The sequence below is a fragment of the Streptomyces sp. NBC_01381 genome (genome assembly GCF_026340305.1).
Lineage (GTDB): Bacteria > Actinomycetota > Actinomycetes > Streptomycetales > Streptomycetaceae > Streptomyces.
Genome location: NZ_JAPEPI010000001.1, coordinates 2,158,381 through 2,182,775 on the forward strand (window position 1 = coordinate 2,158,381; position 24,395 = coordinate 2,182,775).

The 24,395-nt window shown below is 68.8% G+C and carries 21 protein-coding genes and 1 tRNA gene; 5 read left to right on the forward strand and 17 right to left on the reverse strand.

The features are described from left to right. Positions 1-21: 21 nt before the first annotated feature. The gene (locus tag OG453_RS10345; RefSeq protein WP_266866689.1) at positions 22-1,050 is read right to left on the reverse strand and encodes a carbohydrate ABC transporter permease; all 1,029 of its coding nucleotides are present in this window, start codon (positions 1,048-1,050) and stop codon (positions 22-24) included. 6 nt (positions 1,051-1,056) lie between these two features. Continuing rightward, entirely contained in the window at positions 1,057-2,391 is a 1,335-nt protein-coding gene (locus OG453_RS10350; protein ID WP_266866691.1) for an ABC transporter substrate-binding protein, read from the reverse strand. 267 nt (positions 2,392-2,658) lie between these two features. Between OG453_RS10350 and OG453_RS10355 the strand changes: the two genes are divergently transcribed. After that, positions 2,659-3,714 (forward strand): LacI family DNA-binding transcriptional regulator, encoded by a 1,056-nt coding sequence (locus OG453_RS10355; protein WP_266866692.1) that lies wholly within the window; start codon positions 2,659-2,661, stop codon positions 3,712-3,714. A 92-nt stretch (positions 3,715-3,806) separates the two neighbouring features. After that, positions 3,807-4,172: a cupin domain-containing protein gene (locus OG453_RS10360; protein ID WP_266866694.1), complete on the forward strand. Its 366-nt coding sequence runs from the start codon at positions 3,807-3,809 to the stop codon at positions 4,170-4,172. Between the two features lie 85 nt (positions 4,173-4,257). Here the strand turns inward: OG453_RS10360 and OG453_RS10365 are convergent. From OG453_RS10365 to OG453_RS10380, 4 genes are all read right to left on the reverse strand, one after another. Continuing rightward, positions 4,258-4,330 (reverse strand) — tRNA-His (locus OG453_RS10365). A 110-nt stretch (positions 4,331-4,440) separates the two neighbouring features. Then, a complete protein-coding gene (gene orn, locus OG453_RS10370) occupies positions 4,441-5,043 on the reverse strand; it encodes an oligoribonuclease (RefSeq protein WP_266866695.1) in 603 nt (200 codons plus the stop codon). A 10-nt stretch (positions 5,044-5,053) separates the two neighbouring features. After that, positions 5,054-6,292, reverse strand: a complete 1,239-nt coding sequence (locus tag OG453_RS10375; protein ID WP_266866697.1) for a GlxA family transcriptional regulator — start codon at positions 6,290-6,292, stop codon at positions 5,054-5,056. 423 nt (positions 6,293-6,715) lie between these two features. Continuing rightward, positions 6,716-6,949, reverse strand: a complete 234-nt coding sequence (locus tag OG453_RS10380; protein ID WP_266869790.1) for a hypothetical protein — start codon at positions 6,947-6,949, stop codon at positions 6,716-6,718. Between the two features lie 563 nt (positions 6,950-7,512). Here OG453_RS10380 and OG453_RS10385 point away from each other — a divergent pair. Further along, positions 7,513-8,037, forward strand: coding sequence for a universal stress protein (locus OG453_RS10385; protein WP_135333169.1), 525 nt, complete (start codon positions 7,513-7,515; stop codon positions 8,035-8,037). A 164-nt stretch (positions 8,038-8,201) separates the two neighbouring features. Then, the gene (locus OG453_RS10390; RefSeq protein WP_266866699.1) at positions 8,202-8,777 is read left to right on the forward strand and encodes a GPR1/FUN34/YaaH family transporter; all 576 of its coding nucleotides are present in this window, start codon (positions 8,202-8,204) and stop codon (positions 8,775-8,777) included. Between the two features lie 147 nt (positions 8,778-8,924). On the opposite strand, the gene glmS is transcribed toward OG453_RS10390, so the two are convergent. The 3 genes from glmS to OG453_RS10405 form a co-directional block, all read right to left on the reverse strand. Next, positions 8,925-10,742, reverse strand: coding sequence for a glutamine--fructose-6-phosphate transaminase (isomerizing) (gene glmS / locus OG453_RS10395; protein ID WP_266866701.1), 1,818 nt, complete (start codon positions 10,740-10,742; stop codon positions 8,925-8,927). A gap of 35 nt (positions 10,743-10,777) precedes the next feature. Further along, positions 10,778-11,035, reverse strand: a complete 258-nt coding sequence (locus OG453_RS10400; protein WP_266866703.1) for a hypothetical protein — start codon at positions 11,033-11,035, stop codon at positions 10,778-10,780. 98 nt (positions 11,036-11,133) lie between these two features. After that, positions 11,134-12,027: a DUF4429 domain-containing protein gene (locus OG453_RS10405; protein ID WP_266866704.1), complete on the reverse strand. Its 894-nt coding sequence runs from the start codon at positions 12,025-12,027 to the stop codon at positions 11,134-11,136. A gap of 157 nt (positions 12,028-12,184) precedes the next feature. Between OG453_RS10405 and OG453_RS10410 the strand changes: the two genes are divergently transcribed. Beyond that, positions 12,185-13,795 carry a beta-N-acetylhexosaminidase gene (locus tag OG453_RS10410; RefSeq protein WP_266866706.1) on the forward strand — a complete coding sequence of 537 codons (1,611 nt, stop codon included), beginning with the start codon at positions 12,185-12,187 and terminating at the stop codon, positions 13,793-13,795. 76 nt (positions 13,796-13,871) lie between these two features. Here OG453_RS10410 and OG453_RS10415 read toward each other — a convergent pair whose 3' ends face one another. The 8 genes from OG453_RS10415 to OG453_RS10450 form a co-directional block, all read right to left on the reverse strand. Next, positions 13,872-15,638 carry an IucA/IucC family siderophore biosynthesis protein gene (locus OG453_RS10415; RefSeq protein ID WP_266866708.1) on the reverse strand — a complete coding sequence of 589 codons (1,767 nt, stop codon included), beginning with the start codon at positions 15,636-15,638 and terminating at the stop codon, positions 13,872-13,874. Next, on the reverse strand, positions 15,635-16,189 hold the full coding sequence (locus OG453_RS10420) for a GNAT family N-acetyltransferase (RefSeq protein WP_266866710.1): 555 nt from the start codon (positions 16,187-16,189) through the stop codon (positions 15,635-15,637). Before OG453_RS10420 ends, OG453_RS10415 begins: the two co-directional genes overlap by 4 nt. After that, on the reverse strand, positions 16,186-17,481 hold the full coding sequence (locus OG453_RS10425) for a lysine N(6)-hydroxylase/L-ornithine N(5)-oxygenase family protein (protein ID WP_266866712.1): 1,296 nt from the start codon (positions 17,479-17,481) through the stop codon (positions 16,186-16,188). Before OG453_RS10425 ends, OG453_RS10420 begins: the two co-directional genes overlap by 4 nt. Beyond that, a complete protein-coding gene (locus OG453_RS10430) occupies positions 17,465-18,913 on the reverse strand; it encodes an aspartate aminotransferase family protein (RefSeq protein ID WP_266866714.1) in 1,449 nt (482 codons plus the stop codon). Before OG453_RS10430 ends, OG453_RS10425 begins: the two co-directional genes overlap by 17 nt. A 165-nt stretch (positions 18,914-19,078) precedes the next feature. After that, on the reverse strand, positions 19,079-20,116 hold the full coding sequence (locus tag OG453_RS10435; RefSeq protein WP_266866716.1) for an ABC transporter substrate-binding protein: 1,038 nt from the start codon (positions 20,114-20,116) through the stop codon (positions 19,079-19,081). A 167-nt stretch (positions 20,117-20,283) separates the two neighbouring features. Next, positions 20,284-21,438, reverse strand: coding sequence for an acyl-CoA dehydrogenase family protein (locus OG453_RS10440; RefSeq protein ID WP_266866718.1), 1,155 nt, complete (start codon positions 21,436-21,438; stop codon positions 20,284-20,286). Positions 21,439-21,444: 6 nt separating this feature from the next. Then, a complete protein-coding gene (locus OG453_RS10445; protein WP_266866719.1) occupies positions 21,445-22,404 on the reverse strand; it encodes a hydroxymethylglutaryl-CoA lyase in 960 nt (319 codons plus the stop codon). Further along, a complete protein-coding gene (locus tag OG453_RS10450; protein ID WP_266866721.1) occupies positions 22,401-24,347 on the reverse strand; it encodes an acetyl-CoA carboxylase biotin carboxylase subunit in 1,947 nt (648 codons plus the stop codon). The genes OG453_RS10445 and OG453_RS10450 overlap by 4 nt, the downstream gene beginning before the upstream one ends. Positions 24,348-24,395 lie beyond the last annotated feature (48 nt).

Below are 24,395 nucleotides of genomic sequence, written 5' to 3' on the forward strand. Positions count from 1 at the left end.
AGTGGTCGTCACGTCATCCCCTCACGCGCTCTTGCGGATCCGGCGGCTGATGGCCCAGTTGACGAGGCCGATCAGCACGAGAATCAGGAACATCGTCCAGGCGATGGCCGACGAACGGCCCAGGTGCTGGTTGAACCAGCCCTGCTCGTAGAGATAGAGGCCAAGGGTCTGGAACTGGTGGTCGGAGCCGCCGGTGGGGCTCGCGCCCTGGCTGAACAACAATGGCTCACCGAAGAGTTGGGTCGCCCCGATCGTCGAGACGACACAGGTGAACAGGATCGTCGGCCGCAGCGAAGGGATCGTGACGTGCAGGAACTGCTGCCAGCGGCTCGCGCCGTCCAGCGCGGCCGACTCGTACAGATCGTTCGGGATGGCCTGCATCGCGGCGAGATAGATCAGCGCGTTGTAGCCGGTCCAGCGCCAGATGACGATGGAGGAGACCGCCAACTGCGCGGTCCAGTCACCGTTCTGCCAGTCCACCGCGTCGACCCCTACGAGCCCGAGCGCCCAGTTGATCATGCCGTGGTCGGTGCGGCTGAACATCAGGACGAAGACCAGCGTCGCGGCGGCCACCGATGTGGCGTACGGGGTGAGGATCGCGACGCGGAAGAACATCGAGCCGCGCAGGCGGTAGTTGAGGAGGTGCGCGAGACCCAGTGCCATGAGCAGCTGCGGCACGGTCGAGATGAGGCCGATGGTGAAGGTGTTGCGCAGCGCGTTCCAGAAGAACTCGTCATCGATGAGGCGCGAGAAGTTGCGCAGCCCCACCCATTCCATGTCGGTGGGCGTCCCCAGCTCCACACGGTGCAGCGAGGCCCACCCCGTATAGAGCAGCGGAAAGAGCCCGAAGGCGATGAAGAAGAGGAAGAACGGCGCGATCAGCGCGTAGGGACTCCATTTGACGTCCCAGCGGTAGCGGCGGCTGCGGCGTTCCCTCTTCCGTTCCCTGCGGCGCTCGTCGGCGGGGTCGGTCAGGGCGACGGCCCGTGCGCGGGGGGCCGCGCCCTCCTCCCGCTCGGAGGGCGCGGCGGCGTGTGCGTCACTGGTCATTCCGGCTCACTGGTCCAGTGCGTTGTCGATCGTCTTCACGGCTTTGTCCCAGGCCTTGTCGGGGGCGGTTCCCTTCTGGTCGATGCCGAGCATTCCGGTGTCGGCCAGGTACTGGGAGATGATTCCGTCCTTGGGGCCGATGGGCTGGACCGGCACGCCCTCGGCGGCCTTGGAGAAGATCTGGCCCACGGGCGCGTTGCCGAAGTAGGGGTTCTTGGCGTCCTTCACCTCGGGCAGGGCGTACGCGGCGTCGGCGCTGGGGAAGCTGGCCCGCTCGTCGAAGAGCTTGGCGAGCTGCTTGGGCTCGGTCAGCCAGGCCGCGAGCTTGGCCGCCTCCTCCTTGTTCTTGCCCGCTTCGGGTACGGCGAGGAAGGAGCCGCCCCAGTTGCCGGGCCTGGGCGAGGCGGCGACGTCCCACTTGTCCTCGCCCTTGTCGCCGGCCTTGTCCTTGATGTAGCCGAGCATCCAGGGCGGGCAAGTGATGGTGGCGAAGGCGCCGTTGGAGATCGCCTGGTCCCAACTGGGCTGGAACTGCTGGAGCTTGCTGGTCAGGCCCGCCTCGGCGAACTGGGCGGCGATGTCCCAGCCCTCCTTCACCGTGGCGCTGTCCTTGTAGATCAGCTCCCCGTCCTTGTCGTAGAACTTCTCCTTGCCGGAGGCGTGCACGGCGGCCATCACGCCGGTCGCCCCGTCCACGAAGGAGGTGCCCTTGGGTGCCTTCTCCTGGTACTGCTTGCCGACGTCGAGGTACTTGTTCCAGTCACCCGCCCACAGCTTGGCCACGTCCTCGCGGTCGCTGGGCAGGCCGGCCTTCTTGAAGAGGTCCTTGCGGTAGCAGATACCGGTCGGTCCGACGTCGGTGCCGAGGCCGATCGTCTTGCCGTCGTCGGTGGTGCCCTGCTGCCACTTCCAGTCGAGGAAGTCGTTCTCGTCCACTCCGGCGACCTTGCCGAGGTCCATCAGCTTGTCGGAGTGGGTCCCGGTCAGCTCGGCGATGTTGCCCACCTCGACGGCCTGGATGTCGGAGAGGCCGCTGCCGCTGCTGAGGTGGGTGAGCAGCGCGGGCCAGTAGTTCTCGTTGCGCTGCACGGAGTTCTGCTTGATCTTGATATCCGGGTGGAGTTTCTCGTACTCCTTGTAGAGCCCGGCCTCCTCCAGACCGAAAGCTCCGAAGACTCCGACGGTCAGCGTGGTCTTGCCCTCGCCGCCTCCGCCGCCTCCGCCCGAGGAGCCGCCGGGCTCCTCCTTGTCCTCGGCGCAGCCGGCAAGCAGCCCGGCGCCCAGTGCGGCGACGGCCGCGAGGACCACCGCCTTGCGGGACGTGCGAGGTGAAAAGCGCATTGCGTCCTCCTCGTGCTCCGACGTGCCGGCCGCCCTTGGTCAACTGCGGTGCGTGGAGTGTGAATCGGGGCAGGGTACGTGCGGGTCGTGTAAGAGCCAGGTACGGTGGGAGCGCTCCCATGTGTGATGTCTTGAAGAGTCGCGGCTCGGCCCGGGGGTGTCAAGGCACCCGACGGCGGGAGTTGGTCCTTCCGTGGCGGAAGCCGTAGATGTGTGCGACCTGCAACCATGGCCGGCTGTTAGATTGCGCGAGGTGGGGAGGCATTGATGGGGAGTCGTCAGCCCAAGAGCCGCAGCGGGGGACGTCCGACACTCGAAGAGGTGGCCGCGCGTGCCGGTGTCGGCCGCGGCACCGTGTCCCGCGTGATCAACGGCTCGCCGCGGGTCAGCGAGCACACCCGCGCCGCCGTCGAGGAGGCGGTGGCCGAGCTCGGCTACGTACCGAACACGGCGGCCCGCGCACTTGCCGCCAACCGCACGGACTCGATCGCGGTGGTCGTCCCCGAGCCGGAGTCGCGCTTCTTCGCCGAGCCCTACTTCTCCGACATCATCCACGGCGTGGGCGCGGCCCTCGCCGACACGGAGATGCAGCTCCTGCTGACCTTCGCGGGCGGCGACCGGGAACGCAGACGACTGGCCCAGTACTTGGCCGCGCACCGCGTGGACGGCGTACTCCTCGTCTCGGTCCACGCGGACGACCCGCTGCCGGACCTCCTGGAACAGCTGGAGATCCCGGCCGTGATCAGCGGCCGCAGGTCAGCCGACGAGACGCTCGCCTCGGTCGACTCCGACAACTTCGCCGGCGCCCGCGAGGCGGTGAAGCACCTCCTGTCCCGCGGCCGCCGCACCATCGCGACGATCACCGGCCGCCTCGACGTGTACGGCGCCCAGCGCCGCCTCGACGGCTACCGCGACGCCCTGACGGAGGCGGGCACGCCGCCCGACGAGGACCTGATCGCCCCCGCCGACTTCACCGAGGAGGGCGGCCGCCGCGCGATGACCGAGCTGCTTGACCGCAGGCCGGACCTGGACGCGGTCTTCGCAGGCTCGGACGTGATGGCGGCGGGCGCCCGCCAGATCCTGCGCACCGCCGGCCGCCGCATACCGGAGGACGTGGCCCTGGTCGGCTTCGACGACTCGGCGATCGCCCGCCACATGGACCCGCCCCTGACGAGCGTGCGCCAGCCGATCGCGGAGATGGGCCGCACGATGACGGACGTACTCCTCGCGGAGATATCGGACCGCCGCCCCGCAGCCTCCCGCCGTCTGGACCGCCCGCAGATCATCCTGCCCACGGAACTGGTGCCACGCGCCTCGTCCTGAGGCCTTCACTCCCCCAAGTGGCGTCCCCCGGTTGACAGGCAGACCATGGAATGAAGGGGGAGTGTGGGCACGGCCGAATGGAGGCAGTCGTCATGATCGAGGTCAAGGCGGTCGAGAAGCCGGACGAGCGGCGCGATTTCCCCCGCGGCCACCTCGAAGCCGTCCATCTCACAGGGCTCGACTTCGCCGTGGGTACTTTTGAGCCCGGCTGGCGCTGGTCCGAGTCCGTGGCGCCGATCGCGGGGACCAAGAGCTGCGAGATCCACCACAACGGCTATGTCGTCGAAGGGCGGATGCACATCCGCATGGACGACGGAGGCGAGGCCGAAGTCGGACCGGGCGACGTGTTCGTGGTCCCGCCCGGACATGACGCATGGGTCGTGGGTGAGGAGCCTGCCGTCGTGTACGACTTCGCGGGAGGCATGGCACAGGAGTACGCGAAGGCGGCGGAGGGATAGCCGTCTCGGTTCCCGTTCGTTTCCCAAAGATCAGGACATGAAGAAGGCCCGACCCGCTTTCGCGGATCGGGCCTTGATCATTCAGGGTGAGTGACGGGACTTGAACCCGCGGCCACCTGGACCACAACCAGGTGCTCTACCAACTGAGCTACACCCACCATGCCCGGTCTTTTTTCGTTCTTCCGACCGGCCGAGAAAAAGTGTACAGGGTCCGAAGGGGTGCTCGCGCACACGTTTTCCGGACCCCGTACACAGGGCCTTCGCTGAGCTACTCCGCAGGCAGCACGTGCTTGGCCGCGATCGTCTTCGCGGTGTCCGAGTCCGGGCCGGGCTGGGGCACGAAGATCGCCTCGCGGTAGTAGCGCAGCTCGGCGATGGACTCGCGGATGTCGGCGAGTGCCCGGTGGTTGCCGTTCTTGTCCGGGCTGTTGAAGTACGCCCGGGGGTACCAGCGCCGGGCGAGTTCCTTGATCGAGGAGACGTCGACGATGCGGTAGTGGAGAAACTCCTCCAGCGTCTGCATGTCGCGCAGCAGGAAGCCCCGGTCGGTGCCGACCGAGTTCCCGCAGAGCGGAGCCTTGCGCGGCTCCTTGACGTGCTCACGTACGTACGCCAGGACCTGCTCCTCGGCGTCGGCCAGCGTGGTGCCGCCGGCCAGTTCGTCGAGGAGCCCCGAGGTGGTGTGCATTTTGCGCACCACCTCGGGCATGGTCTCCAGCGCCGCGTCCGGCGGGCGGATCACGATGTCCACACCTTCGCCGAGCACGTTCAGTTCCGAGTCGGTGACCAGTGCGGCCACCTCAATAAGTGCGTCATCCGTCAGCGAGAGCCCGGTCATCTCGCAGTCGATCCACACCATGCGATCGTTCATGCGTCTTACCCTACGGCGCACTCCTCTGCCCGGGCAGAGGCGGACGGCCTGGCGCGTACACATCTGAGCTCGGCTTTCCCGGATCCGCCGACAGCGAGGCCGTCGGTCCCAGGGCGCTCGCCGCCGCCGTACGGCGTGTCTGCGACGGTACGGGACCGCTCTCGACGACAGCGGCGGGCACCGCCTGCGCGCTCGCCGCGGCCGCGGCAGCCTCCAGGGACCGCTCGCCCTGCGGCCTGCGGGCGCGGTAGGCGGCCCGGTAGGCGGCGGGGGACGAGCCCAGCTGGCGCCGGAAGTGACCCCGCAGTGCCACCGGCGAACGGAAGCCGCAGCGGCCCGCGACCTCGTCGACGGAGTAGTCGGAGGTCTCGAGCAGCCGCTGCGCCTGCAGTACGCGCTGAGTGATCAGCCACTGCAGGGGAGCGCTCCCGGTGAGCGAGCGGAACCTGCGGTCGAAGGTGCGCCTGCTCATGTACGCGCGCGCGGCCAGCGTCTCCACGTCGAACTGCTCGTGGAGATGTTCCAGCGCCCAGGCGACGACCTCGGCGAGCGGGTCGGCGCCGATCTCCTCTGGTAAAGACCTGTCGAGATAGCGCTCCTGGCCGCCGGCCCTGCGCGGTGGCACGACGAGCCTGCGGGCGAGCGCGCCCGCCGCCTCGTTGCCGTGGTCCGTGCGCACGATGTGCAGACAGAGGTCAATGCCCGCCGCGGTGCCGGCGCTCGTCAGGACGTCGCCGTCGTCGACGAACAGCTCCCGCGGGTCCACATGGACGGACGGATATCGCTTGGCCAGCGTCGGCGCGTACATCCAGTGTGTGGTCGCCGGACGGCCGTCGAGCAGTCCCGCCGCGGCGAGCACGAACGCACCGGTGCACAGGCCCACGATGCGCGCGCCCTCTTCGTGCGCGCGGCGCAGCGCGTCGAGCGCTTCCGGCGGCGGCGGTGATGTGATCGACCGCCAGGCCGGTACGACGACGGTGCCTGCCCGCCCGATCGCTTCCAGGCCATGCGGTGCGGTGAGTTCGAGACCGCCGGTCGTGCGCAGCGGTCCCTCTTCACCGGCGCAGACCAGCAGCCGATACCGCGGGACCCCGGCGTCCTGCCGGTCGATGCCGAACACGGAGAGCGGTATCGAGCTCTCGAAAATGGGGCCCCCGCTGAACAACAGCACCGCGACGATCTCCCGGCGGCGCCGCCCGGAGAGTTTCCGAGCCGCGGCTTCTTGCACGGCAGTGGAGTCGTGGCTCATGGCGCTAAGCCCCCCTCGGTGGTCGCGGCTCCCTGTTCTTGGCGCGCTCTGCGTGTTCTGTGTTCTCGGCGCTCTTGTCGGACCTGTCGCTCCTGCACGTTTCCCCTCGGTCCTCCACCAGTCCCCCGCCGTAATACAGTCATGATCGAATCTACTGCGTCCCGTGGTGCCGGGGTGACCAGTTAAGGACCCGGCACTATGTCGACATGGCAACTTGGCGTGAAGCATTCGATCACGAAGCGTTGCACTCGCGGGCGTTGCAGGGAAGTGCGCCTCGGCTCCGTGGCCGGTCCCCGTAGGGTGCCAGCGCCTTTTTCACACCTTTCAGCCCTGGTGGGACCGGGGTTGAGTACCCGTTCGGCCAAGGAATGCGCGCCCGCCGGAAGTTGGCTGAAAAGCTACGGGCGCGTGTGCGCGAATCGGTCAGTCCCCCGGCGTGGACCCACCAGCATGCCGACCGCCCCTGTGCGCCCCCGCGCCCGTCCGGCCGTGCCGCCCCCGGTGAGCACATCCCTGCTCGGCGATCAGCCGCGCCGCCCCTCGCTCGGACTGCCGCAGGAGCACCCGGCAGACCCCCGTCACGGCGGCGAGTCCGATGGCCGCCCCGGCCGCCCCGGCCAGCGACGTCCCGTACCCCACAAGGACGACGGGCACCAGGACGCAGCTGAACGCGGCCCAGCGGACGACATCGCTCGCCGAGTCCTGCGCCGGAGCGGACGGCGTCTCCTGGGTGCGCGGCGCCTGCGCGCCGCCCCGTCGGCGCTCGCGCGCCCCCTCGGGCGTGCGACGGCGGCTCTGTGCGACGGGTGAGGACGCGGTCGGCGGTCGTGGCACGGCGTGCTCCCTGTGGCGGTGGCGTTCAGAGGTTCAACGCGTGGCCGCGCGGCCGGTCACTGGCGTGAACCTTGTGGCCGATGACAGCCCACGCGGGTGGGTGCCCAAACCGCCTGTACGAGGCAGCAACCATTGCCATACGGGCGCCGCTCATGCATGCTCCGGTGAACGCCGTGAGGCTCCCGCAGGGCCTGTCGAAGGCTCTGGGCAGGAGAGGAGTGTCGCCGTACCCTTAGGGGTATGGGGTTGGGAAGATGATTCCCGGACACAGCTCCGGTGCTCGTCGCAGCTCACCACCCGTCCCTGCCCGAACTTGTTCCATAACTGCGCCGTACGACCCGAACAAAGTCGACCCTCCCACAGAGGACTCCTTCGCCGAGACACCCATGGCCGGTCACGAATTCTCCGAACCCGCGGACCGCAAGCGGCAGGTCGCCGATCCGACAGCGACCCCCCAGGCGGCGGAAGAACCACGTCACTCCTGCGATCCAGCCTTCCGGCACGGGGTCGTCGTCGGTTTCGACGGCTCGACCTCCAGTGAGCGCGCGCTCTCGTACGCGATCGGGATGGCCCATCGCTCCGGCTCGGGCCTGATCATCGTGCACGTCGCCAACCGGCTGCCCACCACGGTGTGGGCGGGCTGTGAGCCGCCGGTCTTCGTCGATGTGCCGGACCACCGCACGGAAGTGCTCGGGCTCGAACTGGCCTGTGCGGACTATCTGGCCGAAGTGCCCTGGATCCTCGTCGAGCGGGGCGGCGACATCTGTCACGAACTCGAAGAGGTGGGCCGCGAATACTCCGCGGACGCGATCGTCGTCGGATCGACGCACGGCATCGTGGGGCGCATCTTCGGTTCGGTCGCGGGCCGGCTCGCGCGCCGCGCGCAACGGCCTGTCGTTGTCATTCCGTAACGTCTCGTCGTCCCAGGTGAGATGAGAGCGGCGGGGCGTCAACTTCCTTCCCCTTTCCCTCCGTTGTAGATAAATCTACTCGTGCGTAGAGGTGGTTTGTGCCCTTGTGAAGGGTACGTACAGGTGGCACAACAACTGCACACCGCACCTGAAGGGAGCCCGCCGTGGACAAAGACGTCTCTGCGGGAAGTACCACCTCGACTCTCGGCCATCTCGCCCTGGGGCTCACGCTGTTGGCCTTCGGGATCGGTCACACCGAAGTGATCGACGGGGTGACGGCGCTGGACGCCGCCGTCCTCGCGACGTTCGTAGGCGGCGTCGCGCTCTTCGTCGCCGGCCTGTTCGCGTTCCGTGACAGCGACGCGTTCACCGGTACGGCCTTCGCCGCGCTCGGCGCGCTCTGGTTCACCTGGGGCCTCACGGCGGAGGTCGAGGCCTCCGCCAACGCCGCGGGCCTCTTCCTGCTGCTCTTCGCGCTCGTCACGCTCAGCCTGACCCTGGGGGCACCGGGTGGCGCGGCGCTCACGCGGGGGTCGTACGGGCTGCTCTTCGTGTCCCTCGTCCTGATCGCCGTCGCGCAGTTCGGTGACAGCGCCGGTCTTGCGAAGGCGGGCGGCTGGTTCGCCGCGGTCGGCGGACTGCTCGCCTGGTACGGCGCGACGGCGGCCCTGGCCCACTGGCCCACAGCTCTCCCGGGGCGCGGGCGGCCTGCCGGCCAGGGAGTGACGGCTACCGGCTGAGGCAGGCGCGGGTCGGGGGAATGGGCGCCCCTGGCCCTCTGGGAACGGGCCCCCTGCGCTTGGTGGCACGCATGGGGCCCGTTCCGTTTGTCTGTCCGTGCGGGGCGGTGGGGGCTTGTCGCGCAGTTCCCCGCGCCCCTTACGGGGCTATTCCACCGTCACCGACTTCGCGAGGTTCCTCGGCTTGTCGATGTCCCTGCCCAGGGCCAACGCCGTGTGGTAGGCGAGGAGTTGGAGCGGGATGCCCATCAGGATCGGGTCCAGCTCGTTCTCGTTCTTCGGGACCAGGATGGTCTGGTCGGCCTTCTCCTGCTCCTGGTGCGCGACCGCGAGGATCTTGCCGCTGCGGGCCTTGATCTCCTCCAGGGCGGCGCGGTTCTTCTCCAGGAGGTCGTCGTTCGGGACGATCGCGACCGTGGGGAGCGCGGGCTCGATGAGGGCGAGCGGGCCGTGCTTCAGCTCGGAGGCCGGGTAGGCCTCGGCGTGGATGTACGAGACCTCCTTGAGCTTCAGGGAGGCCTCGCGGGCGACGGGGTAGCCGCGTACGCGTCCGATGAAGAGCATCGAGCGGGCGTCTGCGTAGTCCTTCGCGATCTTCTTGATCTCGTCCTCCTGCTTGAGGATCTCCGAGATCTGGCCGGGCAGCTTGCGCAGGCCCTCGATGATCCGCTTGCCGTCGGAGACCGACAGGTCACGGATGCGGCCCAGGTGCAGCGCGAGCAGGGCGAAGGCGACCGTGGTGTTCGTGAAGCACTTGGTCGACACGACGCAGACCTCCGGGCCCGCGTGGACGTACACGCCCGCGTCGGCCTCACGGGCGATCGCCGAGCCGACGACGTTCACGACGCCCAGGACGCGGGCGCCCTTGCGCTTCAGCTCCTGGACGGCGGCGAGCACGTCGTACGTCTCACCGGACTGGGAGACGGCGATGTAGAGGGTGTCGGGGTCCACGACGGGGTTGCGGTAGCGGAACTCGGAGGCGGGCTCGGCGTCCGCGGGGATGCGGGCCAGCTCCTCGATCATCTGGGCGCCGATCATGCCCGCGTGGTACGAGGTGCCGCAGCCGAGGATCTTGACGCGGCGCACCTTGCGGGCGTCGTGGGCGTCGAGGTTCAGGCCGCCGAGGTGCACGGTGGAGAAGCGGTCGTCGATGCGGCCGCGCAGCACGCGGTCGACCGCGTCGGGCTGCTCGAAGATCTCCTTGTGCATGTACGTGTCGTGGCCGCCCATGTCGTACGACTCGGCCTCCCACTCCACGGTGGTCGGCGAGGCGGTCGTGCGCGAGCCCTCGGTGGTGTACGTGCGGTAGTCGTCGGCCTTGATGGTGGCCATCTCGCCGTCGTCGAGGGTGACGACCTGGCGGGTGTGCGAGACGAGGGCGGCGACGTCCGAGGCGACGAACATCTCCTTCTCGCCGATGCCAAGAACGACGGGCGAGCCGTTGCGGGCGACGACGATGCGGTCGTTGAAGTCGGCGTGCAGGACGGCGATGCCGTACGTGCCCTCGATGTGGCGCAGGGCCTCGCGGACCTTGTCCTCCAGCTTGTCCGCCTGGGCGCGGGCGATGAGGTGGGTGAGGACCTCGGTGTCCGTCTCGGAGAGGAACTCGACGCCGTCGGCGGTGAGCTTGGCGCGCAGCTCGGAGGCGTTGTCGATGATGCCGTTGTGGACGACGGCGACCTTGTTGTCGCCCGACATGTGCGGGTGGGCGTTCTCGTCGGACGGGGCGCCGTGGGTGGCCCAGCGGGTGTGGGCGATGCCGGTCGTGCCCTTGAAGCGGGCGGGGACCTTGGCCTCCAGGTCACGGACGCGGCCCTTGGCCTTGACCATCTTCAGGCCGCTGGCCTTGGGGCCCGTGATGACGACGCCGGCGGAGTCGTAGCCGCGGTACTCCAGGCGCTGCAGGCCTTCGAGGAGGAGGGGGGCCACGTCACGCTTGCCGATATAACCGACGATTCCACACATAAAGGGTGTCCTAGCCGTAGAGGGTTGGGTGTTTCTCAGCCGTAGATCATGCGGCGCAGCTGTCTGAGACTGAGCTCGGGCGGCGCGACCGCGCGGTATTCGAGGTCCGCCGAGATCTGCTCGAAGATCGCCGCGTTCAGCAGGCCCTGACCTTGCAGTTCGCGGTGGCGGCGACGGACGAACTCTTCGGTCGTCTCGTCGAAGTAGGCGAGCACGTCCTGGATGACCCGCAGGGCTTCGCCCCGCTGGAGCGGGGTGCTGCGGGTCAGGTGGTCCACCAGGTCGTCGTGCATTCGTTGATCCTGGAGGAATAGGCCTCCGGGCGCAACAATCCTGCCCGATTCCGGGCAGGAGCGTGGCAAAATTCCGGCCCCAGCGGCTCACAGGCGGCTTACATCCGCTTCAGGACCGCCTGCTTGGCGAGGGAGAACTCGTCGTCCGTGAGTATCCCGGACTGATGAAGCTCCCCCAGCTCGCGGAGCCGCCGCAGCAGCGCGTCATGATCGTCCCCGGACGCTTCCGGGGGTGCCGCCGACGGGGCCGCCGGCAGCGCGGGCGCGGCCTGAAGCTCGGCCGGGGCGGGCCCGGAGGGATGCGGCAACCGCACCTGCACAGCCGCAGCGACCAGCGCCATCAGCGGATCCTTCTTGAAGCCCCACAGCTCGACCGAGTTCGGGTCGTACTTCGGCGGAGCCTTGGTGGGGGAGTGCCGCACGGTGAAGCGGAGGTACCCGTTCTCCAGGCCGACCGCCGGCTGCCACTCGACGGCGGCCACATCGGCGAGCGCCAGCGAGCGCGTGCCCGATGCGGACTTCGCCTCCTCCGTCTTCCAGTTCCACTCCAGGCGGATGTGCTCACCGTCGAAGCTGGCGGTGCCGTCACCGGCGGAGACCGACAGCGGCACGGAAGGCCCCGGCAGCAGATAGCTCTCGCAGGACGCGGCCGGCACCTGTTCGAGAAGGAGTGCGTTGCGCACCTCGTCGACGACGTACTCGGCGACCCCGTACCGGTCCGGCTCCACCGCCAGCTGGTAGGGGTCGGCGGCGTCCCCGAGTTTGCCTCCGGTGGCCTGCAGCAGCGGGTCCGCGCCGTCCCGCAGGCGCAGCCGCAGCCGGCCCGACTTCTTGCCCTGCTCGAAGGCGATTCCCGCCAACGCGGCCAAGGGGACGGCCAGTTCCCCCAGCGACTTGCGCAGCAGCGACACGTTCTTGTCGCGTCCCGGCACAAGGCGCAGCGTCTCTCCGTCGAAGGTCCAGGTCCCGTCGCGCTGGATGATTTCCGCCATGGGAGGATTCTTCCATCGGCGGGCGGCGGAAGTGGTCTACACCCTTGACCCGTCACGGGGCGCAAGGTACCCATGGTGACCGTTCAATCAAGCCGTACCAGTGATGCACCACAGTGAGGCGCCACCCGTGACGTAGCCCCGTCGAAGGGACCCGCTTGTGAGAGAGCACCACAGATCGACCCGCCTGTTCGGCTCGCTGCTGCTCGTCGCCGCGGCCGGACTCTCGTCGGTGGCCGCCGTGCCGTCAGGTCAGGAGGCAGCCACGACCCCCGCCCCGACCCCGCTCGGCCAGGTGATCCCGGCGCCCGCGTCGGCGGTCCCCGGCGGATCGGCGTACGAGATCAACTCCAAGACCCGCATCCGGGTCGACGACTCGCGTGACGCGCAGCGGATCGGCGGCTATCTGGCGGACGTCCTGCGTCCCTCCACCGGCTACGCGCTCAAGGTCACCGACGACGAAGGCCGCGACGGCATCCGCCTTCGGCTCTCCGCCAAGGACAAGTCCCTTGGTGACGAGGGCTACCGCCTCGAATCCAAGCGCGGTTCCGTCACCATCACCGCCCGCAAGGCCGCCGGGCTCTTCTACGGCGTGCAGACGCTGCGTCAGCAGCTTCCCGCGGCCGCCGAGAAGAAGACGAAGCAGGCGGGGCCCTGGCTGGTCGCCGGCGGCACCATCGAGGACAAGCCGCGCTACGAGTACCGCGGCGCGATGCTCGACGTGTCGCGGCACTTCTTCTCGGTGGACAAGGTCAAGCGCTACATCGACCAGATGTCGCTCTACAAGGTCAACAAGCTGCATCTGCACCTGAGCGACGACCAGGGCTGGCGGATCGCCATCGACTCCTGGCCCAAGCTCGCCGAGTACGGCGGCTCCACGCAGGTCGGCGGCGGCAAGGGCGGCTACTACACCAAGGCCCAGTACAAGGAGATCATCGAGTACGCCTCATCGCGTCAGCTCGAAGTGATCCCCGAGATCGACATGCCGGGCCACACGAACGCCGCGCTCGCCTCGTACGCCGAGCTGAACTGCAACGGCGTGGCGCCCCCGCTCTACACCGGCACCGAGGTCGGCTTCAGCTCGCTGTGCGTGAAGAAGGACGTGACGTACGACTTCGTGGACGACGTGATCCGCGAGCTCGCCGCCATGACGCCCGGCAAGTACATCCACATCGGCGGTGACGAGGCGCACTCCACCAGCCACGAGGACTACGTGGCGTTCATGAACAAGGTCCAGCCGGTGGTCGCCAAGTACGGGAAGACGGCGATCGGTTGGCACCAGCTGACCGGCGCGACTCCCGCGAAGGGCGCGCTCGCGCAGTACTGGGGTTACGACGCCACCAGTGCCGCCGAGCGCGAGCAGGTCGCGAACGCGGCGAAGAACGGCACCAAGCTCGTCCTCTCGCCGGCCGACCGCGCCTACATGGACATGAAGTACAACAAGGACACCCCGCTCGGCCTCGCCTGGGCGGGCTATGTCGAGGTGCAGCGCAGCTACGACTGGGACCCGGGCACGTATCTGACGGGCGCGCCCGCGGACTCGATCCAGGGTGTCGAGGCGCCGCTGTGGTCGGAGACGATCTGGGAGTCGAAGCACATCGAGTACATGGCGTTCCCGCGGCTTCCCGGCATCGCCGAGCTCGGCTGGTCGCCCGCGTCGACGCACGACTGGGACAAGTACAAGGTGCGGCTCGCCGGACAGGGGCCGCGCTGGGACGCGATGGGCATGGACTACTACAAGTCGCCTCAGGTGCCTTGGCCGTCCAAGTAGCCATCTGCGTACGTATATGAGTGGGGCTCCCAAGGACCGTCTTGGGAGCCCCACTCGGCTTATGAGGGACGACCGCTCACGCGAGCGGGTTCTTCAACGTCCCCACCAGCTGCAGCGCGCCCGCCGGGTCGGCGAGGTCGACCATCTGCTCGTTGTCCCGCAGCTGCAGCCGGTTCAGGCAGGACCGGGCGAACTCCGGGGCGAACAGGTCGTACTGCTTGAACTTGTCGGCCAGTTGGGGCGTCGCCTCCTGGTAGGTGGTGACGCACTCGGCGACCGCGGCCCAGAAGCCCTCCTCGTCGACAAGGCCCTCCGTGACGAGGTTCGCCGACAGGAAGCGGAAGAAGCAGTCGAAGACGTCCGTGAAGATCGACAGGAGTTTCTGGCCCTCGGGGACCTCGACGCGCAGCCGCTCGACCGTCGGCGGAAGCACCGCGTCCGGGTCCATGACCGCGATCTCCTCGGCGATGTCCTTGAAGATCGCCCGCTGTACGACGCCGTCCTTCAGGACCAGGATCACGTTCTCGCCGTGCGGCATGAAGACGAGGTCGTACGCGTAGAAGCTGTGAAGCAGCGGCGTCAGATAGGCGTGCAGATAGCCGCGCAGCCACTCGGCCGGGGTGAGACCGGAGCGCTCGATGAGGGCGCCCGCGAAGGACGTGCCGTCCCGGTCGGTGTGCAACAGCGAGGCCATGGTGGCCAGTTGCTCGCCCTCGGCGAGCGACGGCACGGGGCTCTCGCGCCACAGGGCGGCGAGCATCTTGCGGTAGGGGGAGTAGCGGTCGGTCGCGGCCTCGTACTCCAGGTGGCGATAGCCGACGGCGGCGCGCTCGCGGATGATCGTCAGGCCGGTGGACTTCAGGGTCTCGTCGGTGTCGATGAGGTTCGCGAGCCAGTCGTTGATCGCCGGGGTTGCCTCCATGTACGCCGCCGAAAGGCCGCGCATGAAGCCCATGTTGATGACGGAGAGCGCCGTCTTCACATAGTGCTTGGCGGGTTCGGTGGAGTTGAAGAAGGTGCGGATCGACTGCTGGGCCAGATACTCGTCGCCGCCCTCGCCCAGACACACCAGGCGCCGCTGGGCGACCTCGGCCGCGAAGGTCACCGACAGTTTGTTCCACCACTGCCAGGGGTGGGCCGGGATGAGGAGGTAGTCGTCGGGGTTCAGGCCCTGGTCGCGGAGTTTCCGGTCGAAGCGGTCCAGGGTCTCCTGGCCCAGCTCGGCCCGCAGGAACGACTCGTACTCAAGGCCCGCGCCCGCCGTGAAGGCCGCGCGCTCCTTGCTCGCCGCCAGCCACACCAGACGCACGGGGCTCGCGGTCTCGGGAGCGTACGAGAGGTACTCGTGCACGCCGAAGCCGAGCCGGCCGTTGTTCGCGACGAAGCAGGGGTGGCCCTCGGTCATGCCCGTCTCGATCTCCTGGAAGCCGGAGCGGGAGAGCTCGGCGGCCGGGATCGCGGGCTTGGTCAGTTTGTAGCAGGTGCCGGAGAGGGTGGAGGAGATCTCCTCCAGGTAGACCGGCAGGATCTCGTCGCTCAGGCCGAGGGCGGTGCGCAGCTCGACGAAGAACTCCAGGGCATCCAGGGGGAGTTCGGAGCCATCGCGGTGGCGGGTGATCGAGTCGGCGTCGATGTGCCAGTGGTCGAGCCGCAGGCGGCGGGCGCTGAACCGGTAGCGGGTCAGGGCGTCGTCGCTGCGGATGACGAATTTGTCGTCACCCAGCGGCTCCGGGGTGAACAGCCGCTCGTGGGAGAACTCGGCGATGGCCTTGCGGATGAGGAGGCGGTTGGCCTGCTCCCAGCGCTCGGGGGTCAGGTGCGCCACGGCGTCGGACAGGGTCATATCGCCAACTCCCTTTCACTTACTGCTGCTTCGAACTGCTCGCGGGTGCAGAAGCTCAGCAGGGCTTCCTTCTCCGGCTTCTGGATGACGTGCGCGGGAGTGAACCCGACGGCTTCGTTGAGGGCGTGCACCGCCGTGTTGCGTACGTCCGGTTCGACCACGACGCGTCGCGTTGCGGGGTCCGCGAAGAGCGTCGCCATCACTTTGGTGATCACGGCGCGGGTGAAGCCGGGGACGCGGACGTCGGACGGTGCGGTGAGGAAGTGCATGCCCACGTCGCCGGGCTGGGGCTCGTAAAGACCCGCGAGTTCGACGTGCGCGGGGTCGTAGCGCTCCATCAGGAACGCGGGCACGCCGTCGCGCAGGCCGAGGAACGCGTCGTGGTGCTCGGCGGCCGCGATCGCCATGTACTCGCGCTCGACGTCCGGGAGCTTCGCGTCCTGCATCATCCAGAACGCGGCCTTGGGGTGGGTGACCCAGCCGTGAAGGAGCTCGGCGTCGGTCAGCGGGTCCAGGGGGCGGAGGGTCAGCTCTCCTGTGGTGGCGCTCATACGGCGAACTCCTGGAAGGCGATGGACTTCTCGACGGGGTAGTACTCGCAGCCGAGCAGCTCGCCGATGATGTAGGCGTTGCGGTAGGGGCCCATGCCCAGGTCGGGGCTGGTGAGCGAGTGGGCGTGCACGGCGCCGTTCTGCAGGAAGATGCCGCGCCCCGTGGTGTCGATGGAGTAGTTGCGGGCGACTTCGTAGCGGCCCCGGCCGTCCCAGCGGATCCGGTCGCGCACCGGCTCCAGGAAGTCCGGCATGACGTACTGATAGCCGGTGGCGAGGATCAGGCCCTCCGAGCTCAGCTCGAAGTCCTTGCCCTGCTCTTCCTGGTGCAGCCCGAGGGTGTAGCTGCCGTTTTCGTAACGGGCGCTGTGCAGCGCCGAGTTGGTGAGCAGGCGGGTGGGGACCGGGCCGCCGATGTTCTTCTGGTAGAGCAGGTCGAAGATCTCGTTGATGAGGTCGCCGTCGATGCCCTTGAAGAGGGTCTTCTGCTGGTCCTGGAGGCGGTAGCGGGTCTCTTCCGGCAGTGCGTGGAAGTAGTCGACGTACTCCGGAGAGGTCATCTCCAGCGTCAGCTTCGTGTACTCGAGGGGGAAGAAGCGCGGGGAGCGGGTGACCCAGTTGAGCTGGTAGCCGTGTACGTCGATCTCGCTCAGGAGGTCCTGGTAGATCTCGGCGGCGGACTGGCCGCTGCCGACGAGCGTGATCGACTTCTTCCGCTGCAGCTCCTGCTTGGCCTGCAGATAGCGGGAGTTGTGGATGAAGTCACCGCCGAGGTCCCGGCAGGGCTCGGGGATGTGCGGCGGGGTGCCGGTGCCGAGGACGAGGTGGCGGGCCCGGAAGGTGTCGCCGGTCTCGGTACGGACGACGTACAGCTCGTTCTCGTCCTCGTATGTCACCTCGGTCACCGTCGTGTTGAAACGGATCGACGAGAGTCTCGCGGCCGCCCAGCGGCAGTAGTCGTTGTACTCGGTCCGCAGCGGATAGAAGTTCTCGCGGATGTAGAAGGAGTACAACCGCCCCGATTCCTTCAGGTAGTTGAGGAAGGAGTAGGGGGACGTGGGGTCCGCGAGGGTGACCAGGTCGGACATGAACGGGGTCTGGAGGTGGGCGCCGTCGAGGAACATGCCCGAGTGCCACTCGAAGTCCGGCTTGGACTCCAGGAACAGGCCGCTCAGCTCGTCGACGTGCTCGGTCAGACAGGCGAGGCCGAGGTTGAAGGGGCCGAGCCCGATGCCGATGAAGTCCAGGGTTTCTCGGTGATCAGGAAGCGCGTTTTCAGGAAGCGCGGTCAAGGGTCTCTCCCAGGTACTGCTCGGCGTGGCCGGCGATCAGATCGAGGACGGCCGAGATGTCGTCGGCCGTGGTCTCGGGGTTGAGCAGGGTGAACTTGAGGTACTGGCGGTCGCCCACCTTGGTGCCCGCCACGACGGCGTCACCGGAGGCGAACAGGGCCTTGCGGGCGTACAGATTGGCCCGGTCGATGGCCGACGGGTCGCAGATCGACCCGGGTATGTAGCGGAAGACGAGCGTCGAGAGCTGGGGCTCGACGACCACGTCGTAGCGGGGGTCGGCGGCCAGCATCTTCCAGCCGTGCTCGGCGAGGGCACAGACCTCGTCGAAGAGGTCGCCGATCGCGTCCGCGCCCATCACGCGCAGCGTCATCCACAGCTTCAGGGCGTCGAAGCGGCGCGTCGTCTGCAGGGACTTGTCCACCTGGTTGGGGATGCGCTCCTGCACCATGCGGCGCGGGTTGAGGTACTCCGCGTGGTACGTCGCGTGGCTCAGCGTCGCGCCGTCCCGCACCAGGACGGCGGATGAACTCACCGGCTGGAAGAAGGACTTGTGGTAGTCGACGGTGACGGAGTCGGCGTGCTCGATGCCGTCGATGAGGTAGCGGTTCTTGCGCGAGGCGAGCAGACCGCAGCCGTACGCCGCGTCGACGTGCAGCCAGGTCTCGTACTGCTCGCAGAGCCCGGCGATCTCGGGCAGCGGGTCGATGGAACCGAAGTCGGTGGTTCCTGCGGTGGCGACGACCGCCATGGGGGAGAGGTCGTCGCGGCGGCAGCGCTCCAGCTCGCGGGCGAGGGCCACGGTCTGCATGCGCTTGTTCTGGTCGGTGGGGATGGAGACGACCGCGTCCTGGCCGAGGCCGAGCAGCGTGGCGGCTTTCTGGACGCTGAAGTGGCCGACCTCGGAGGCGAAGATGCGAAGGCGGTCGATGGGCTTTCCTGCCTTCGCCGCCTCCTCGCGGGCGAGCAGCAGGGCCTGCAGATTGGACTGGGTGCCGCCGCTGGTGAACACGCCGTCGGCGGCCGGGCCGAGCCCGATGCGGTCGGCGGTCCAGTCGATGAGGCGGCGCTCGATGAGCGTGCCGCCGGCGGACTGGTCCCAGGTGTCGAGCGAGGAGTTGACCGCGGAGAGCACGGCCTCGCCCAGGACGGCGGGGATGACGACCGGGCAGTTGAGGTGGGCGAGATAGCGGGGGTGGTGGAAGTACACGGCGTCGCGCAGGTAGAGCTCGTCGAGCTCGTCCAGGGCGGCGATCGTGTCGTGCAGGGGCTCGTCCAGGTCGACGGCCTCGATGCGGGGAGCGAGCGCGTCGACGGAGATCCCGGTGAACGGGCGGGAGGTGGTGGCGATTCTGGCCGCCACCCGCTCGACTCCCTCGGTCACGGAGCGGCGGTATCGCTCCGCGGTGGTGTCGTTGAGCAGGTGCGAGCGCATGAACGGTCCTCTGGGTGAGGTGGTTTGGGGAAGTGAGGTAAGCCTAACCTAACTTCCTGTCTCATTGAACCCAGGGGTCCCAAAAACGGAGCTGCCCCCTCCGCGGCGCGTGGAGGGGGCAGCTCTTTGTTCTTGACGGGGTGTCGGATTCAACCGGACGTCGGCTCAGCTGACCTTCTTGGCCTTCTCGATCGCGTCGGCGAGGTCCTCGAGGATCGGGGCGCACTTGTCGTACGAGTAAATGGGCTCGGTGACGCGCGGGATGACCTGCCCGGCCTTGACCGCGGGCAGCTTCGCCCAGGTCGGCTTGTCCAGGTCGGCGGGCTGGATGGTGGCGGTGCGGTTGTCCATCATGATCACGTCCGCGGCGTGCTTGTTGACGTTCTCCCAGCTCAGGTTCTCGAACCAGCCGCCGCTCGCCTTCTTGGCGGCCTCGGACGGCTCGACGAAGTTCACGCCGAGGGACTTGAAGTACTCCAGGTCGGCGGAGAGGTTCGTGCCGGAGACGTAGAAGATGTCCTGACTGGCCGAGCCGACGAGGACCTTGATGTCCTTGTTCGTCTTGGCCACCTTGCGCAGCCGCTCGGCCGCGGCCTCGAAGCGCTTCTTCGCCTTGACGACCTTGTCGGCCTTCACGTCGGCGCCCAGCGACTCGGCGAGCGCGAGCAGGCGCTGCAGGGGCTCGGTCATCTTGCGGTCGAAGACGCTGATGCCGGCGCTCGGGGCGAGCTTGAGGATCTTGTCCTTGCTCTCCTCGGGGACGGACCAGAGGGTGCCCGCGTCGTCGAACATCGTGGAGACGAGGAGGTCGGGGGCGAGGCCCGCGTACTTCTCGATGTTGAACTTGCCCCACTCGTTGCCGAGGATCGTCAGCTTGCTGATGTCCATGTCGCCGGCCTGGACGTCGGGCTTGCCGTCCTTGGTCTTCGTCGGGCCGAAGACGCCCTTGACCTCGATGCCGTAGTCGAAGAGGGCGGCGGCGACGCTGGTGAAGGCGACGATGTTCTTCGGCGTGGACTTGCTCTTGGCGGTCGTGCCGCGGTCGTCCTTGAAGCTCCAGGGCCCGGAGTCCGAGGCGCCCGCCTTGCCCGAACCACCCTTTTTGTCATCGCCGCAGGCTGCCAGCAGGGCCGTGAGGCCAAGGGCGCCGCCGGCGGCGAGTATGCCGCGACGGGAGGGCTGAGGGAGGCGGGCGTGGGACATGAGGGTCTCTGCTTTCGTGAGGACGGCGACGGGCCACTGGCCGGAACTAGCGCTTAGGTTAACCTAACCTAAGGCGATGTCCAGTGGCCCCTGGCGCCTGCCCTCGGGGACCCGGTCCTACTCGGTTCCCGTCGGTCCCGGTCGGTCCCAGTCGGTCCCAGTCGGTCCTAGGCGGTGAAGCCCAACTCCCGGGCGATCAGCATCCGCTGCACCTCGCTGGTCCCCTCCCCGATCTCCAGGATCTTGGAGTCGCGCCACATCCGGGCCACCGGGTACTCATTCATGAAGCCGTACCCGCCATGAATCTGCGTGGCCTCACGCGCGTTGTCGACGGCGACCGTCGACGAGTACAGCTTCGCGATCGCCGCCTGCTTCTTGAACGGCTCCCCGCTCACCAGGCGCGACGCCGCGTCCCGCCAGCCGACCCGCGCCATGTGCGCCCGCGTCTCCATGTCGGCGATCTTGAACTGGATCGCCTGGTTCGCCCCGATCGGCTTCCCGAAGGCGTGCCGCTCCTTCGCGTACTTCACGGACTCGTCGACACAGCCCTGCGCGAGGCCCGTGGCGAGCGCGGAGATCGCGATCCGGCCCTCGTCCAGGATCCGCAGGAACTGGGCGTAGCCGCGGCCCTCTTCGCCGAGCAGGTTCGCCGCGGGGACCCGGACGTCGGAGAAGGCCAGTTCACGGGTGTCCGAGGCGTTCCACCCCACCTTCGAGTACGGGGCGGCCACCGTGAAGCCGGGCGTCCCGGACGGCACGATGATCGCGGAGATCAGCGGCCGGCCGTCCGGCTTGCGGCCGGTGACGGCGGTGACGGTGACCAGACCCGTGATGTCCGTACCGGAGTTGGTGATGAAGCACTTGGAGCCGTTGATCACCCACTCGTCGCCCTCGCGCACCGCGGTGGTCCGCGTGCCGCCCGCGTCCGAGCCGCCGTCCGGCTCGGTCAGGCCGAAGGCGCCGAGCAGTTCACCGGAACAGAGCCGGGGCAGCCACTCGCGCTTCTGCTCCTCCGTACCGAAGAGGTGGATCGGCATCGCGCCAAGCGAGACGCCCGCCTCCAGGGTGATCGCCACGGAGGAGTCGACCCGCGCCAGCTCTTCGAGCGCGATGCCGAGGGCGAGATAGTCGCCGCCCATCCCGCCGTACTCCTCGGGGAAGGGCAGTCCGAACAGGCCCATGCGGCCCATCTCGCGGACGATCTCGTACGGGAACTCATGGCGTTCGTAGAGGTCGCCGATCTTCGGGGCGACGACGTCGTGCGCGAACTCCTCGACGGTGCGGCGGAGTTCCTCGTGCTCGGGGGACAGACGGTGGTCCATCGTTCTTCACTGCTCCTGGTGGGAGGCGCCCGTCAGGGCACGGACGGTGCGGGAGGGGCTGGGTCGGCCCAGTTGTCCGGCCATCCACGCGCTGGTGGCGGTGAGACGGCCGAGATCGACGCCGGTCTCGATACCGAGGCCGTCGAGCATCCATACGAGGTCTTCGGTGGCGAGGTTGCCGGTGGCGCTCTTCGCGTACGGGCAGCCGCCGAGGCCGCCGGCCGACGCGTCCACCGTGCGCACCCCGTGCTGCAGGGCGGCCAGGGTGTTGGAGAGCGCCTGGCCGTACGTGTCGTGGAAGTGCACGCCGATGCGGTCGGTGGGCACGCCCTCCTCGTTCAGCTCGGCGAGCAGCGCCAGGACATGGCCCGGTGTCGCCACACCGATCGTGTCGCCGAGGCTGAGCTCCTCGCAGCCCATGTCGAGGAGTGCCTTCGCGGTGCGGACGACCTGGGCGATGGGCACGGGGCCCTCCCAGGGGTCGCCGAAGCACATGGAGAGATAGCCCCGGACGTGCACCTTCTGCTCGCGTGCGCGGGCCACCACCGGCTCGGACATCGCGAGCGCCTCGTCCATCGTGCGGTTGAGGTTGGCCTTGGCGAAGGACTCGGTGGCGCTGACGAAGACGGCGACATTGCGGGCGCCGAGGGCCAGGGCCCGGTCGAGTCCCCTGCCGTTGGGCACGAGGACCGGGAGCTTCGCGTCCACGTCCCCCAGGAGGGGGAACAGCTGCTCCGCGTCGGCCAGTTGGGGCACCCACTTGGGGTGCACGAAGCTGGTCGCCTCGACGGTGGTGAGTCCCGCGTCCGCGAGGCGGTGGATGAACTCCGCCTTGATCTCCGTGGGGACGACCGATTTCTCGTTCTGCAGGCCGTCGCGTGCGCCCACCTCGTAGATACGGACGCGGGGCGGCAGATCCTGGGTGGGGACGACCATGGGGAGGCCGGTCTTGGCTGGGGTGGTCATTTCTTGTCCTCCTCCGGCTCGTCGGGGAGCACCACGGCCAGGACCTGGTCCATGGCGACGGTCGAGCCAGGCGTGACGTCCAGTTCGGCGACGGTGCCCGCGTGCGGGGCGGAAATGACGTGCTCCATCTTCATGGCCTCCACGACAAGGAGGCTCTGGCCCGCGGTCACGTGATCGCCGGTGGAGACCTTGACGACGGTGACCGTGCCGGGCATGGGGGCGGTGAGGGCGTCGGCCCCGCTGTGGGCGGCGCCGCTCAGGTTCGCCGCCACGGGGTCGTGGTCCTGGACGTGCCAGGCGTCGCCGTCCCGGCCCAGCCAGTCGCCGGCCCGGTGGAAGGTGTGGGTGAGGCCCTCCAGATGGACCGTGACGCTGCCGGGCTCCACGGTGCGCGGACCCTCGGCGGCGATGTGCGCGACGGGGTCGTGTCCCGGTACGCGCAGCCAGTGCGTCAGCGGTGCCGGGGTGCCACCGAGCCGCCAGCCCGCCGGCACCGAGAAGGGGTCGCGCCAGCCGTCACCGGTGGGTTCCAGGGCGGTGGTGCGGGCCGCTGCGGCGGCTTCGTACACCTCGTCGGGCACTCCATCGGGCACCAGGTCGTCCGCTTCCCGCTCGACGAGTCCCGTGTCCAAGTCCCCGGCGACCACCGCCGGGTGGGCGAGGAGCCGCCGCAGGAAGCCCGCGTTCGTCGGCACCCCCAGCGTCACCGTCCGGGCGAGCGCGGCCCGCAGCTTCCGCAGCGCCGTCGCGCGGTCGGGGCCGTACGCGATGACCTTCGACAGCATCGGGTCGTACAGACTCCCGACCTCCGTGCCCTCGCTCAGCCCCGAGTCGGTCCGCACGCCGTCGCCCTGCGGCTCGTGCAGCGCGAGCACGGTGCCGCCGGAGGGCAGGAAGCCGCGCGAGGGGTCCTCCGCGCAGATGCGGGCCTCGATCGCGTGGCCCGTGAGGGTGATGTCCTGCTGTGCGTACGGGAGTTCCTCCCCGGCCGCCACCCGCAGCTGCCACTCCACCAGGTCGAGGCCCGTGATCAGCTCCGTCACCGGATGCTCCACCTGGAGCCGGGTGTTCATCTCCATGAAGTAGTACGACGAGGGGTCCTTGCCCGGCACGATGAACTCCACCGTGCCCGCGCCCGCGTACCCGCAGGAGCGTGCCGCCTGGACCGCCGCCTCGCCCATCGCGGCGCGCGTGGCCTCGTCCAGGAGGACGCTCGGCGCCTCCTCGATGATCTTCTGGTGGCGGCGCTGGAGGGAGCATTCGCGCTCGCCGAGGTGGATCACATGGCCGTGGCCGTCCGCGAGGACCTGGATCTCGATGTGCCGGGGGCGGTCGATCCACCGCTCCACGAGCAGCGTGTCGTCGCCGAAGGAGGCGCGTGCCTCGCGCCGGGCGGCCGCGATCTCGTCCGCGAGGAGCGCGGCGTCCCGCACCAGGCGCATGCCCTTGCCGCCGCCGCCCGCGGAGGGCTTGAGCAGGACGGGGGTGCCGATCTCCCGTGCCGCTTCGGCCAGTTGGGCATCGGTCAGGCCACTGCCCGAAGAGCCCGGCACGACCGGGACGCCGGCCGCCTTGACCGTCTCCTTGGCGCGGATCTTGTCGCCCATCAGGGAGATGGCCTCGGCGGGCGGGCCGATGAAGGTGAGCCCGGCGGCCGCGCAGGCCCGCGCGAACTCCGCGTTCTCCGCGAGGAATCCATAGCCGGGGTGCACCGCCTGCGCGCCCGTCCGGGCCGCGGCCTCAAGGAGGCGCTCCACGGACAGATAGCTCTCGGCGGCCGGCGCGGGACCGATCCGTACGGCCGTGTCCGCCTCGCGCACATGCCGCGCGTCCGCGTCCGCGTCGCTGAACACGGCGACCGAGCGGACGCCGAGCGCCCGCAGCGTACGGATGACGCGGACCGCGATCTCGCCTCGGTTGGCGACCAGCACGGTGTCGAACATCGTCCCTCTTCCCGGTGTGGTCCTCTGGTGGAAGCCGCTCATCGTCCG

Coding starts and splice junctions, on each gene's coding strand:
- OG453_RS10350 (WP_266866691.1), bottom strand. CDS start 2,391: ATGCGCTTTTCACCTCGCACGTCCCGCAAGGCGGTGGTCCTCGCGGCC.
- OG453_RS10360 (WP_266866694.1), top strand. CDS start 3,807: ATGATCGAGGTCAAGGCGGTCGAGAAGCCGGACGAGCGGCGCGATTTC.
- OG453_RS10445 (WP_266866719.1), bottom strand. CDS start 22,404: ATGACCACCCCAGCCAAGACCGGCCTCCCCATGGTCGTCCCCACCCAG.
- OG453_RS10420 (WP_266866710.1), bottom strand. CDS start 16,189: ATGAGCGCCACCACAGGAGAGCTGACCCTCCGCCCCCTGGACCCGCTG.
- OG453_RS10430 (WP_266866714.1), bottom strand. CDS start 18,913: ATGCGCTCGCACCTGCTCAACGACACCACCGCGGAGCGATACCGCCGC.
- OG453_RS10375 (WP_266866697.1), bottom strand. CDS start 6,292: ATGAGCCACGACTCCACTGCCGTGCAAGAAGCCGCGGCTCGGAAACTC.
- OG453_RS10435 (WP_266866716.1), bottom strand. CDS start 20,116: ATGTCCCACGCCCGCCTCCCTCAGCCCTCCCGTCGCGGCATACTCGCC.
- OG453_RS10415 (WP_266866708.1), bottom strand. CDS start 15,638: ATGACCCTGTCCGACGCCGTGGCGCACCTGACCCCCGAGCGCTGGGAG.
- OG453_RS10450 (WP_266866721.1), bottom strand. CDS start 24,347: ATGTTCGACACCGTGCTGGTCGCCAACCGAGGCGAGATCGCGGTCCGC.
- OG453_RS10385 (WP_135333169.1), top strand. CDS start 7,513: ATGGCCGGTCACGAATTCTCCGAACCCGCGGACCGCAAGCGGCAGGTC.
- OG453_RS10440 (WP_266866718.1), bottom strand. CDS start 21,438: ATGGACCACCGTCTGTCCCCCGAGCACGAGGAACTCCGCCGCACCGTC.
- OG453_RS10355 (WP_266866692.1), top strand. CDS start 2,659: ATGGGGAGTCGTCAGCCCAAGAGCCGCAGCGGGGGACGTCCGACACTC.
- OG453_RS10400 (WP_266866703.1), bottom strand. CDS start 11,035: ATGCACGACGACCTGGTGGACCACCTGACCCGCAGCACCCCGCTCCAG.
- OG453_RS10405 (WP_266866704.1), bottom strand. CDS start 12,027: ATGGCGGAAATCATCCAGCGCGACGGGACCTGGACCTTCGACGGAGAG.
- OG453_RS10345 (WP_266866689.1), bottom strand. CDS start 1,050: ATGACCAGTGACGCACACGCCGCCGCGCCCTCCGAGCGGGAGGAGGGC.
- orn (WP_266866695.1), bottom strand. CDS start 5,043: ATGAACGATCGCATGGTGTGGATCGACTGCGAGATGACCGGGCTCTCG.
- glmS (WP_266866701.1), bottom strand. CDS start 10,742: ATGTGTGGAATCGTCGGTTATATCGGCAAGCGTGACGTGGCCCCCCTC.